10 protein-coding genes are annotated in these 12,836 nt (G+C 65.7%); 5 read left to right on the top strand and 5 right to left on the bottom strand.

Annotation, left to right across the window (positions count from 1 at the left end; all coding sequences use genetic code 11):
* The first annotated feature begins 122 nt into the window (after nt 1–122).
* The gene (gltX, locus tag KVP10_RS10945; RefSeq protein ID WP_217964634.1) at nt 123–1,532 is read left to right on the top strand and encodes a glutamate--tRNA ligase; all 1,410 of its coding nucleotides are present in this window, start codon (nt 123–125) and stop codon (nt 1,530–1,532) included.
* Between the two features lie 51 nt (nt 1,533–1,583).
* Here gltX and efeO (KVP10_RS10940) read toward each other — a convergent pair whose 3' ends face one another.
* The 5 genes from efeO (KVP10_RS10940) to KVP10_RS10920 form a co-directional block, all read right to left on the bottom strand.
* Nucleotides 1,584–2,411, bottom strand: a complete 828-nt coding sequence (gene efeO, locus KVP10_RS10940; protein ID WP_217964633.1) for an iron uptake system protein EfeO — start codon at nt 2,409–2,411, stop codon at nt 1,584–1,586.
* Nucleotides 2,412–2,475: 64 nt separating this feature from the next.
* Nucleotides 2,476–3,792, bottom strand: a complete 1,317-nt coding sequence (gene efeB / locus KVP10_RS10935; protein ID WP_217964632.1) for an iron uptake transporter deferrochelatase/peroxidase subunit — start codon at nt 3,790–3,792, stop codon at nt 2,476–2,478.
* 121 nt (nt 3,793–3,913) lie between these two features.
* Entirely contained in the window at nt 3,914–5,101 is a 1,188-nt protein-coding gene (efeO, locus tag KVP10_RS10930) for an iron uptake system protein EfeO (RefSeq protein ID WP_217964631.1), read from the bottom strand.
* Nucleotides 5,098–5,934 carry an iron uptake transporter permease EfeU gene (efeU, locus tag KVP10_RS10925; RefSeq protein ID WP_217964630.1) on the bottom strand — a complete coding sequence of 279 codons (837 nt, stop codon included), beginning with the start codon at nt 5,932–5,934 and terminating at the stop codon, nt 5,098–5,100. Before efeU ends, efeO (KVP10_RS10930) begins: the two co-directional genes overlap by 4 nt.
* A gap of 151 nt (nt 5,935–6,085) precedes the next feature.
* Nucleotides 6,086–6,583 (bottom strand): hypothetical protein, encoded by a 498-nt coding sequence (locus tag KVP10_RS10920; protein ID WP_217964629.1) that lies wholly within the window; start codon nt 6,581–6,583, stop codon nt 6,086–6,088.
* Between the two features lie 265 nt (nt 6,584–6,848).
* Here KVP10_RS10920 and KVP10_RS10915 point away from each other — a divergent pair, with 265 nt between their 5' ends.
* The 4 genes from KVP10_RS10915 (at nt 6,849) to KVP10_RS10900 (ending at nt 12,800) form a co-directional block, all read left to right on the top strand.
* Nucleotides 6,849–7,289 (top strand): CopD family copper resistance protein, encoded by a 441-nt coding sequence (locus tag KVP10_RS10915; protein WP_217964628.1) that lies wholly within the window; start codon nt 6,849–6,851, stop codon nt 7,287–7,289.
* 92 nt (nt 7,290–7,381) lie between these two features.
* Nucleotides 7,382–8,242, top strand: coding sequence for an alpha/beta hydrolase (locus KVP10_RS10910; RefSeq protein ID WP_246600580.1), 861 nt, complete (start codon nt 7,382–7,384; stop codon nt 8,240–8,242).
* Nucleotides 8,243–8,326: 84 nt separating this feature from the next.
* Nucleotides 8,327–9,307 (top strand): Bug family tripartite tricarboxylate transporter substrate binding protein, encoded by a 981-nt coding sequence (locus KVP10_RS10905; RefSeq protein WP_217964626.1) that lies wholly within the window; start codon nt 8,327–8,329, stop codon nt 9,305–9,307.
* A gap of 574 nt (nt 9,308–9,881) precedes the next feature.
* Nucleotides 9,882–12,800 (top strand): ribonucleoside-diphosphate reductase subunit alpha, encoded by a 2,919-nt coding sequence (locus tag KVP10_RS10900; protein WP_217964625.1) that lies wholly within the window; start codon nt 9,882–9,884, stop codon nt 12,798–12,800.
* Nucleotides 12,801–12,836: the final 36 nt, after the last annotated feature.

Genomic DNA, 12,836 nt, shown 5'->3' with positions numbered 1-12,836 from the left:
GATCGCACCCGCCGGCCGGACCGTAGCCGGACGCCGGGCGCGTTCACACTAAAATACTGTTTTACCTACGATGCCATCGCACCGCGGCCATGCCGCGGCCGACGGCCGAACCACGATACACCATGACCTCTGCCCAAACCCCTGTCGTCCGCACACGCTTTGCGCCCTCGCCCACCGGCTACCTGCACCTGGGAGGCGCCCGCACCGCCCTGTTCTCGTGGGCCTATGCCCGCCATCACCAGGGCGTGTTCGTGCTGCGCATCGAGGACACCGACCTGGAACGTTCCACGCCCGAGGCCGTGCAGGCGATCCTGGACAGCATGCAGTGGCTGGAAATGCAGCCCGACGAAGGCCCCTACTACCAGATGCAGCGCATGGACCGCTACCGCGAGGTCGTGGCGCAAATGCTGGCCGCCGGCACCGCCTACCATTGCTACAGCAGCCCTGAAGAAGTCGAAGCCATGCGGGAACGGGCCCGTGCGCGCGGCGCCAAGCCGCGTTACGACGGCACCTGGCGCCCCGAGCCCGGCAAAGTGCTGCCGCCCATACCCGAAGGGCGCAAGCCCGTGGTGCGCTTCAAGAACCCCCAGGAAGGCGCCACCGGCTGGAACGACCTGATCAAGGGCCCGATCAGCTTCGACAATGCCGAACTCGACGACCTGATCATCGCCCGGCCCGACGGCACGCCGACCTACAATTTCTGCGTCGTGGTGGACGACTGGGACATGCGCATCACCCACGTGCTACGCGGCGACGACCACGTCAACAATACCCCGAGGCAGATCAATATTTTACGCGCGCTGGGCGCCGAGCTGCCGCAGTACGGGCACGTGCCCATGATACTCGGGCCCGATGGCGAAAAACTGTCCAAGCGCCACGGCGCGGTCAACGTGATGGAATACGACCGCGAAGGCTACCTGCCCGAGGCCATGATGAACTACCTGGCCCGTCTGGGCTGGAGCCACGGCAACGACGAACTGTTCAGCCGCGAGCAACTGATCGAGTGGTTCGACACCCGCCACCTGAGCAAATCGGCGGCGCAGTGGGACCCCAAGAAACTGAACTGGGTCAATGCCCACTACATCCGGCAGATGCCCGATGCGCAACTGGCCGAACGCGTGGCCCCGCGCATCGCGGCCCTGGGCGGCGACCCGGCCGCGATCGACCTGGCGGCGGCGATGGGCCTGCTCAAGGAACGCGCCGAAACCCTGAACCAACTGGCAGAGGCGGCCATGCTGTTCTGCGGCCCCTACCAGCCCGCCGACGAGGCGCTGCGCGCCCAGCACCTCGACGAAGCCGCACGTGCCGTCTTGCAGGATTTCGCGCAGCGCGCGGCGGCGCTGCCCGTATGGACTACCGAAGCGATATCCGGGGTGGTGCACGATGTCCTGGAAGCCCGGGGCATCAAGATGCCCAAGCTCGGCATCCCGTTGCGCGTGGCCGTCACCGGACGCAAACAGACGCCCGCGGTGGACGCCGTGCTCGCCCTGATCGGGCGGGAAACCGTGCTGCGGCGCCTGGCCGAGATATAAAAAAAAGCGCGCACGCCCGAGGGCGTGCGCGCCGTCTTGCTGCCGGCTGGCTTATTTCAGGCCGAACAGCCCGCGCAGCCGCGACAAGTCTTCGGCCAGTGTCTGCACCGGGCCGACCAGCGCCTTGCGGTCCGCGGACGTCAGCTTGTCGTAGGTCTCGAAGCCGCCCTGGGGCGTCTTGTACTTGGCAAGAATGGCGTCGACGGTGGCGAAATTCTTCGCGATCTTGTCGGCAAAAGCCGGATCCTGCTTGCGGATCAGGGGATCGAGCAACTTCACGATCACCTGGGCGCCGTCCACATTGGCCTGGAAGTCCCACAGGTCGGTGTGGCTGTAGCGGTCTTCCTCGCCGGAGATCTTGGTCGCCGCAACTTCTTCCATCAGCGCCGCGGCGCCACCCACCACCTTCGAGGGCGGGAACACCAGCGTCTTGATGCGGCTCTGCAATTCGAGCACGTCCTTCATCAGCTTGTCGGCAAAGGGCGCCAGGCCCTCGGTGCTGTTCTTGGCGTACAAGCCGTATTCGATGCGGTGGAAGCCGGTGAACGCCGGGTCGCTCTCGCGTTTTTCATGATCGTCGGCGCGCGAGTCGATGGAGCTGTCCAGGTCGCTGAAGAGTTCGGCGATGGGTTCGATGGACTCGTAGTGCGTGCGCGTAGGCGCGTACAGTTCCTTGGCCTTTTTCAGGTCGCCCGCCTTGACGGCATCGGTGAAGGCCCGCGTCTGCGTGACGAGCTGGCCGACTTCTTTCGAGACATATACCTTGTAATCCGCGATCGGCTTGACCAGATCCAGCGGCGAGACCGCCGCGCCGGCTACCGTCGCCACGCACAAGGAAGCGACTGCCAACAAGGCCGCCAGGCCCGTTTTTATGCTCATTGCTTGTTTCTCCCAGATTGTGAAATACAGCCTATTTGATATTTAAGTAAAGCCCCGCGGCCCCTCAGGCCCGCAGCAGCCCCTGCCCTAGAAAATCGCCCTCGCGCTCGGCCCCCGGCAAGACGAAGAAATAACCGCCGCCGACCGGCTTGATGTATTCCTCCAGAGGCTCGCCATTGAGCTTGCTCTGTACTGCGATGAACCCCTCGGCGAGATTGGCCTGGTACACGATGAACAGCAGCCCCATGTCCATCTGGCCGTTCTTGGCCACACCGTTCGAGTAATTGAACGGCCGGCGCAAAATGAGATGGCGCCGCGATTCCGGCGTACGGTCATCCGCCAGGCGGATGTGCGAATCCAGCGGCGTGACCTTGCCCTTGGGGTCACGGCTGTAGTCGGGCTCGTCGAATTCCTTCTTGCCGTCCATCGGCGCCCCGCTCGCCTTGCGGCGTCCGAAGATGGATTCCTGTTCTTGCAGCGGCGTACGGTCCCAGCGCTCGACGAACATGCGGATGAGGCGCACGGCCTGGTAGCTGCCATGCGTGGCCCAGGCTGGCTCGCCGTCTTCCGGCCCGACCCAGACGACGCGGTCCATCATGTGCTCGTCGCGCGAATCGGGGTTGGCCGTGCCGTCGTGGAAACCGAGAAGATTGCGCGCACTGCCGGGACGCTGGCCGGCCACGGCGGGAACGGTAGGCACCGTCCCTTCCTGCTTCCACCTCAGATACAGCAGGTCGGGCGTATTCTTGACGATGTCGCGCAGGGCATGGATGTTCGAGTCCGGCGTGTGCGCGCAAAACTGCAGCAACAAATCGCCGTGGCACAGGCTCTCGACCAGCGCATCGTTGGGAAAACCCGTCATGCGCGTCAGGTGGCGCGGCTTGTGGGCAGCCAGGCCGAAGCGCTTGTCGAACAGCGACTCGCCCACCGACACGGTGATCGTCAGGCCGTCGGGCGTGATCACCGGCCCCAGGATGCCCGAATCGGGCGGCGGGTAATTCGGGTCGATCTCGGGCACCGGGCCGCCCTGGGTAAGAAAGGCGATGCGCTCGGTCAAGGTGCGAAACAAACGTTCCAGGCCTGCGCGGTCGCTGGCCAGCACGTCGAAGGCTGCCACCATGCCGGAGGCCGGCCGGGGCGTCGTGATGCCCTGCTGGCGCAGGCCATGGAAGGGATATTTATCCTGCAGGCTGGCGCCGGTAGTGGGCGCATCGGTAACCATCGCCTCGTCGGAGGCGGGCCGGGCAGCGGGCTGGGCAGACGGGGCCGCGCGCGCCAGGTCGGCGGCCAGGGCTCCGCCCAGCGCCCCCGCGCCGGCCAGCAAGCGCCTGCGTTTGGGCGAACCGAGTGTTTCGAGGGTATCAACAGTAGGTTTTGTCATGGAATTCCCTGGCATTCATGGGTCCGGGCGGTGGCGGCAATGCGCAGGATCGCTGCGTGGGCGAGCAGCAAGGGTACGCCCACCAGGCCGGTCCAAGGCTTCATTGCGCCGACCCGTTCAATCAAAGTCCGAGAGCGGGGTTGATGCGTCCGAGATCGGCCGACAGCGCGTGCAACTGCTTGGCCAGCGTAGCGCGCACGGCCGGGGCGACGCGGGCATCATCGGGGTATCCCGAAGCATCGCGCAAGGGCTGCAGCGTACCGGCCGCCGCCGCGAAGCCATCGGCGACCGATTTTTCGAGCGCGGCCTGGTTCTTGAGCAGCGGCTGCAGCAGCCTGTAGATCTCGTGTACCCCGTCGAGGGTCGCGGCGGCCTGGGCCACGCCGTCCTGGGCGTAGGGCTCGGGCTTGACGTCCAGCGCCGAAGCCATTTGTTCGAGGCGCCTGGCGCCCAGGGTCGCCAGTTGGGCGGGCTTGAGAGACAGTTCGTCGATGCGGCCGGACAGCGTGTCCACGTCCGCCACCAGCGCCCGGGCCACCGGCACCAGGGACTGGAGCTGGCCTTGCGCATACAGGCCGTATTCGATGCGGCGGAATCCGCTGAACGCGGGATCGGACTCGCGCTGGTCGAAATACGCCGCGCTGGCGTCCAGGCGATGGTCGAGATCGGCGAACAAGCCGGCCACCGGCCCGACGCGGGCATAGGCCTGGTGCGCGGCAAGGTAGGCGGCACGCGCCTGGGTCGAATCCGCCGCCTCGATGGCGTCGGCCAGCTTGCGGGCGGCCTGCGCCAGCGCGGCCGACTGGGTTCCCAGATAGACCCGGTATTCGGACAGCGGGCCGACGAAATCGGCCAGCGAGGGCGCCGCCGCCATGCTGGCTTGCGAGGCCTCGGTCGGCGTCACGTGCAGGCGACCGCGGGGGTTGCTGAGCAGGCCGCAGGTAATGGCGTAATCGCCGGGCGCCAGGTTGGCCGTCAGCGTCTGGGTGAAGCCGGGCACGATGTTCTCGCGCTCTTCGACCACCATCACGCCGTCCAGGATTTCCCATTCCACCGCGCGATCCGAGGTGTTCTGGATGCGGAACACGGTCTTGCCGGCGGGCACCGTCAGGTTCTCGGGGGTGCAGGCGTGCGCGCCCACTTCCACGGACACGACGCGGTCTTCGCTCGCGCGGTTGAGCTGGGCGTGACGCGTGCCTATATAGAAAAGTACGAATCCGGCCAGCACGAACAGCACGGCAAACAGCAGCGCAAGGCGCAGGCCGCGCATCGAAGGGGCCGCAGCGGCCGGATTGGAGCGTTGATTCATGACCGCGAGTACTCCGCCGCCACGGCGGGGACCCGTGCCGGACGCAAAAACAGATATAAAGTGACGACCAGGAACACGCTATAGGCGCACACCTCGCTGACCGTCGGCGTGTCCTGGTAGCCGAATATGCCCGAGAAGAGCGTACCGACGGCGCTGCCCACGGGCAGGATGCCGCTCAGGTCGACCACCACGCTCTGGAAATGGTTCCAGAGGCCCGCCTCGTGCAGCGCACGGATCGAGCCGGCCAGGATGCCCGCCGCCACGACCAGGATGAATATGCCGGTCCAGCGGAAGAAGCGCCGCAGGTTGAGCCGCACGCCGCCGACGTAGATGCCATAGCCGATGACCGCCGCGCAGACCAGCCCGAGCAAGGCGCCGAGCGGCGCGGCCAGGCCTTCGCTCTGCTGGAAAGTAGCCAGCAGGAAAAACACCGATTCCAGCCCTTCGCGCGCGACCGCAAAGAAGATCATGGCGATCAGGCCATAGGCCTTGTGTCCCGGCTGTGCCAGCGCGGCGTCCACCGAGGCCCGCAATTCATTGGCAATGGAGCGGGCCGCCTTGCGCATCCAGAAAACCATGGAAGTCAGCACGCATACGGCCAGCAGGCCGACCAGGGCTTCGAACAATTCCTGGAGTTTCTGGGGAAATTCGGCACTGGCGAACTGCAGCGCGGCGCCGACGAACAGCGACAGGCCCGCGGCCAGCAATATGCCCAGCCAGACCACGCCGAGCCACTGCCCACGCCCGGTCTGCTTCAGGTAGCCGGCAACGATGCCCACGATCAAGGCTGCTTCGATACCTTCGCGAAGCATAATGAGAAACGGAACGAGCATGCCCTAGATATACCCAGTGATTCGAATGCAATAAGCGCGCAAGGCGCTTATGATGTCACAGCGCGAACATTAAGGCAAATGATTCTCATTAAGCGGATAGATAGGCAGCAAATGCAGAAGAATAAGCCTGTGCAAACGGGAGGGGCCGGCCTCAGTAAGGCAGCCGATAGCCCTGCGGCATGCGCCGCGCCTTGAGCACGCCGTCGCGGCCGCGCAAGGTCAGGGCCGAGCCGGCCTGCGACACTATGGCATAACGATTGACGTAGATCGGGTCGTGCAGGTCCACGGCCGCGCCATTGGACTGCGTGGTGCGCAGCACCAATGCCTGCCCTTCGCGATGCCAGCAGCCCGATTCGTCCAGGCCCTGGGGCGGCCGCTTGCCGCGCACCAGTTGTTCGGCATAGGCCATGGTGCCGTCGGGATGCAGCACGAAGAGAGTGCGCAACTGGCCGGCGATGCCTTTTTCGCGGCCCACGCTGAGCCAGGTGCCGATCAGCGCATCGCCCTGCGGCGCGGCCCGGCACTGCACGGTTTCGGCATGCTTGACGGCGGGTGCAGGCGCGGGCTTGTGCACGGCACAACCGGCGAGCAACGCCAGCAGGGAGCCGGCACACAGTGCGGGAATGCGGGATCTATATAAAGGAATCATCGCGAGAAGCCTTAGGTAACAGTCGCGGCAGGCACCGGTTATCGTAGCAGAACTGCCGGACGCCCGGACACGCCCGCACGCCTTGGCGGCCGGCTGCTTGATCTGCATCAATGACAAGGGCCGGGACGAGTGACAGGATGGGGAAGCCGCAGACGCCGCGGCATGGCGCAGGCACAAGCCCCGCGCGCCGGCCATGTGGGCCGGGTGCGAGCACGGCCTGGCCGCCCAGCCGGCGCCGCGGAAACGACATGGACACGAACAAAGCATGAGTTATCCCGTACTGGTCACGCTGCATCTGTTTGCCGCATTTATCTTCGTAGGCACGGTCTTCTTCGAAGTGCTGATGCTCGAAGGCATACGCAAGCACGTCCCCGCCGAGGCCATGAAACAAGTCGAGACCGCCATAGGCCAGCGCGCGCGGCGCTTCATGCCCTTCGTGCTGCTGGTGCTGTACGGGGCCGGCATCGCCATGGCCTGGCAGCACCGGGACGTGCTGGCGCACCCTTTTGCCAGCAGCTTCGGCACCCTGCTTACGCTGAAAATCGTCCTGGCCCTCAGTGTGCTGGGCCATTTCATCACCGCCGTCACGCTCAGCGCCAAGGGCAAGCTGCGCTCGCGGCATTTCCGGCGCATCCACTACAGCGTATTCCTGCACATGGTGGGCATCGTGTTCCTCGCCAAGGCCATGTTCTACCTGCACTGGTAGCAAACGCGACACACATAGATCGAATTGGCTTCTCTTATCGGGCATTGGGCCCTATCATGCCAGCCATGGATGCCCTCTCGCCCAATTCGCCCATGCCTCACGCTCCCGGCCGTCCACCGGCAACGGGCCGCCCGCCCCGTTACGACTTCAGCCTCATCGACCGCCTGCCGAGCCTGGACGTGGCCGGCTGCCGCCTGTATTTCGGGCACGATGCGGCGGCCCCGGCGCCGGCGCTGCTGTTCGTGGCCGGCGCCTACCATGGCGCCTGGTGCTACAGCAATTACCTGGATTACTTCGCGCGCCGCGGCGTATCCTGTTTTGCCATAGACCTGCCGGGGCACGGCAATCTGGCACAGGCGGGCGCGACAGACCTGGACATCACAACCCTGGGCAGCCACCTGGAACAAGCCTGCCGGGCGCTCGGCCGCCCCCTGGTGCTGGTCGGGCACAGCATGGGAGCCCTGCCGGTCATGCTGGCGGCCAGCCGCGGCGCCGCCCATGCCATGGTGCTGATGGCGCCCTCGCCGCCCGGCAACCTGCCCGGGGCCCGCGCACTGCCCGAAGTCCCGACGGACAGCCTGAAGGCGCCGCCGGCGGAATCGGAAATCCGCCGGCGCTTCCTGGCCGTGGGCGACGAGCGCGACGTCACCCCCATCGTCGAGCGGCTCACGCCCGAAAGCCCCGCGATCCTGAACGACCGCTACCTGCTGCGGGTAGCCGTGGACCCCGCTGCGATACGCTGCCCGGGCGTCTGCCTGGAAGCCCAATTGGACACCCCCGACCGGCATCCCGAAGGGCAGGACCGGGCCATTGCCGATTTCCTCGGCCTGCGGCATGCGGTGCTGCACGGCCAGCCGCACTGTATGATGTACTCGGACCGATGGGCGCAGAGCGCCACGGCGCTGCTCGAGTGGTATCGCAGCCTGACTGCCGAGGCCGGCGGCCGATACTGAGCCGCAGGCCGCCGGGGCGCCCGGCGGGCCGGACCCGGACCATAAACCCATGCGCGGCCTCGACCGCGCGCCCAGGAGGAAGACATGCCCACGATCCCATCCCTCGCCCGCTACGCCACCACCCTGCTGGCGGCCGGCGGCTTGTGCCTGCCCGCGGCCGGCTCGGCCGCCACGGCCTGGCCTTCCAAGGCCATCACCATAGTCGTGCCCTCGGCTGCGGGTGGCGCCGCCGACCTGTCGGCCCGTACGCTAGCGCACTTCCTGACCGGGAAATACGGCGCCAATGTCGTGGTCGAGGACAAGCCCGGCGCCGGCGGCATCATAGGCACCACGGCGGTCAAGCAGGCGGCGGCCGACGGCTATACCTTCCTGCTGTCGACCAACTCCACCCAATCGGCCAACCAGTTCCTATATAAGAAGCTGCCCTACGACGCCGCGCGCGATTTCGTCGACGTGGGCATGCTGGGCAAGTTCGGCACCGTGGCCGTGGTCGCGCCGAGCAGCCCCATCGGCACACTCGCCCAACTGGTGGACGAAGCCCGCAGCAAGCCCGGCAAGGTGTTCTTCGGCTACTACAGCTCGTCCTCGCGCGTGCCGCCGGAACTGCTCAAGCACTACGCCAAGATCCGCATCGAAGGCGCCGCCTACAAGAACATCACGCAGATCCTCACCGACCTGCGCGGCGGCCTGATCCAGTTCGCCTTCGTGGACTACCTGACCGCCATGGGACAGATCCAGGGCGGCAATCTCAAGCCCATCGCCGTGACGGGCGCCAAGCCCAACCCGGCCTGGCCCGGCGTGGCCACTACCGCCAGCGCCTATCCGGGCTTCGTCGTCGAAGGATGGCTGGGGATCTCGGCGCCCAAGGGCACGCCGGCCGATATCGTCGCGAAAATGAACCAATATATGAAGCAGGCCATCGCCGACCCCGCCACCCGCGAGCAGTACGCCAAGCTTGGCCTGCAACCGGAAAGCATGGATGTGGCGCCCTTCCAGGCCTTCGTGAAACAGGACGTGCAGCGCTGGAAGGAATGGGTCAAGACTGCGCAGATCCCGCCGCAGTAGACACCACCGCCGTAAACAGCAAGCATGGTCCAGTAAGTATGGCCGGATAAAAGGCGCGGCCCCCAGCCTGGGACGCGTCACGGCCCTCCGCGGCCAGGCTCCACGGCACTTCCGCGCTTTGTAGCATCAGCCTCCATTCGCGGCGACTACCTCATTCCGCGGCCGGTCTCGCAGGGCCGCCTCAGGGCGCCGGATACCCTTCGCCCGGGCCTGCTCCCCCAGGTCGACGAGCCCGGAAACCGGCGCTAACAATTTTTTGCATCAACACGATAATGGCCCCGGCCGGCTCCCGAAAATGGCGCGAGCCGCGCCGCACGGGCCTTGCCGCCACGCTGCTGTTTCCGTCCCCCGAAAAGACAGAAAATCAAGTGTTTTTTGCACTTGCCTAGGCGCGCGGACGCCACTACAATTAGTAGAACAAAAACAGAAAACCACTACATATAGTGGTTTCGTTCAAAGACTTAATCCACTTTCTGAAGTATCGGACAGCGGTCTTTTTCACCCGCCACCCACGCCAAGAACCCCTTCTGGGCCCGCCATCCGCGGCGGGCTGCAGCATCTTTCAGGAGCATCCATGCAGACCACTCAAATTGCCGACTCACGGCCCGAAGCTGCGCCTTCCCCCGTTCCCGCCCCGGCCAAGCAGAGCGCCGGCAACGTGGGCCAATGGCACAACTTCCACATCATCCGGCGCAACGGCGCCGTGGTGGGGTTCGAACCCGGCAAGATCGCCATCGCCATGACCAAGGCCTTCCTGGCGGTCAATGGCGGCCAGGGGGCCGCTTCGGCCCGAGTCCGCGAACTGGTGGAAAAGCTCACCGCCCAGGTAGTCGGCGCGCTGGTGCGCAACCGTCCCAGCGGCGGCACCTTCCATATAGAAGAAATCCAGGACCAGGTCGAACTGTCCCTGATGCGCTCCGGCGAGCACGACGTGGCCCGCGCCTACGTGCTGTACCGTGAAAAGCGCTCGCAAGAACGCGCCCGCAGCGGCCAGGCCCAGGCGCCCGCCCAGCAAAGCACGCTGAACGTCACCGACAACGGCACGACCCGCCCGCTCGACCTCGCCCACCTGCGCAGCATCATCGACGAAGCCGGCGACAATCTGTCGCACCTGGTCGACACCGACGCCATCCTCAAGGAAACGGTCAAGAACCTGTACGACGGCATTCCCGTCGACGAAGTCTTCAAGTCCGCCATCCTGTCGGCCCGCGCCCTGGTCGAGAAAGAACCTGCCTATAGCCAGGTAACGGCCGGCCTGCTGCTGCACACCATCCGCAAGGAAGTGCTGGGCGAAGAAGTCTCGCAGTCCGACATGGCCACGCGCTACGCCGAATACTTCCCGCGCTTCATCAAGGCCGGCATCGAAAACGAACTGCTCGACCCCAAGCTTCGCCAATACGACCTGCCGCGCCTGAGCCAGGCCCTGAAGGCCGAACGCGACCACCAATTCAACTACCTCGGCCTGCAGACCCTGTACGACCGCTACTTCCTGCACGTGCGCGGCCGCCGCATCGAACTGCCGCAGGTGTTCTTCATGCGCGTGGCGATGGGCCTGGCGCTCAACGAGATCGACCGCGAAACCCGCGCCATCGAATTCTACGAAGTGCTGTCGTCCTTCGACTTCATGAGCTCGACGCCCACGCTGTTCAATTCCGGCACCCTGCACTCGCAGCTTTCCTCGTGCTACCTGACCACGGTCTCGGACGACCTGGAAGGCATCTACGACGCCATCAAGGAAAACGCCCTGCTGGCCAAGTACGCCGGCGGCCTGGGCAACGACTGGACGCCGGTGCGTGCCCTGCGCAGCCACATCAAGGGCACCAACGGCGAAAGCCAGGGCGTCGTGCCCTTCCTCAAGGTGGTCAACGACACGGCCGTCGCCGTCAACCAGGGCGGCAAGCGCAAAGGCGCCGTCTGCGCCTACCTCGAGACCTGGCACCTGGACATCGAGGAATTCCTCGAACTGCGCAAGAACACCGGCGACGAACGCCGCCGCACCCACGACATGAACACCGCCAACTGGATCCCCGACCTGTTCATGAAGCGGGTCATGGAAAACGGCGAGTGGACCCTGCTGTCGCCGTCCGACGCCCCCGACCTGCACGACAAGTACGGCCGCGCCTTCGAACAGGCCTACCTCGGCTACGAAGACAAGATCGCCCGCGGCGAACTGAAGCTGTACAAGAAGATCCCCGCCGTCTCGCTGTGGCGCAAGATGCTGTCCATGCTGTTCGAAACCGGCCACCCCTGGCTCACCTTCAAGGATCCTTGCAACATCCGCTCGCCCCAGCAGCACGTGGGCGTGGTGCACGGCTCCAACCTGTGCACGGAAATCACGCTCAACACCAGCGACACCGAAATCGCGGTCTGCAACCTGGGTTCGGTCAACCTGTCGGCTCACCTGCGCCCCAACGACGCCGGCGGCTACGAGCTCGACCACGACAAGCTCCAGCGCACCATCGACATCGCCATGCGCATGCTGGACAACGTCATCGACATCAACTACTACGCCGTGCCCAAGGCGCGCAATTCCAACGCCCGCCACCGCCCGGTCGGGCTGGGCATCATGGGCTTCCAGGACTGCCTGCACAAGATGCGCGTGCCCTTCGCCTCGGACGCGGCGGTGGAATTCTCCGACCGTTCCAGCGAAGCGGTGTGCTACTACGCCTACTGGGCTTCCAGCAAGCTGGCGGCCGAGCGCGGCTCGTACTCCAGCTTCAAGGGCTCGCTCTGGGACCGCGGCATCCTGCCGCAGGACACGCTGGCCATGCTGCGCGAAGAGCGCGGCGGCCACGTCGAGATCGACGACAGCAGCACGCTGGACTGGGACAGCCTGCGCGCCCACATCCACCAGCACGGCATGCGCAACTCCAACTGCGTCGCCATCGCACCCACGGCCACGATCGCCAACATCATCGGCGTCTCGCCGTGCATCGAGCCCAACTACCGCAACCTGTACGTCAAGTCCAACCTGTCGGGCGAATTCACGGTCGTCAACGACTACCTGGTGCGCGACCTGAAAGACCGCGGGCTCTGGGACGAAGTCATGGTCGCCGACCTGAAGTACTTCGACGGCAGCCTGGCGCGCATCGACCGCGTGCCCGACGACCTGCGCGAACTCTATGCCACCGCGTTCGAAATCCATCCGCGCTGGATCATCGAGTGCGGCGCGCGCCGCCAGAAATGGATCGACCAGTCGCAATCGCTGAACATCTTCATGACCGGCGTATCCGGCAAGAAGCTCGACGAAACCTACAAGCTCGCCTGGGTGCGTGGCCTCAAGACCACCTACTACCTGCGCTCCAACAGCGCCACCAACGCCGAGAAATCCACCGGCCGCGGCGGCGAGCTCAACGCCGTCTCGACAGGCTCCGGCCAGCCCGCGGCGGCGGCCCAGGCTGCGGTAGCGCTGCCCGAGGCCGAGATCGTGGGCACGGTGTGCACGCTGCGCCCGGGCGACGAAGGCTTCGAAGAGTGCGAAGCCTGCCAATGAATGAAGTAGACCGGTGTCCCGCCTCGCGGGACACCC

This window comes from Candidimonas humi (assembly GCF_019166065.1).
Classification (GTDB): domain Bacteria; phylum Pseudomonadota; class Gammaproteobacteria; order Burkholderiales; family Burkholderiaceae_B; genus Candidimonas; species Candidimonas humi.
The sequence above is the reverse complement of the archived record's forward strand: the minus strand, read 5'-3'. Positions and strand labels throughout refer to the sequence as shown.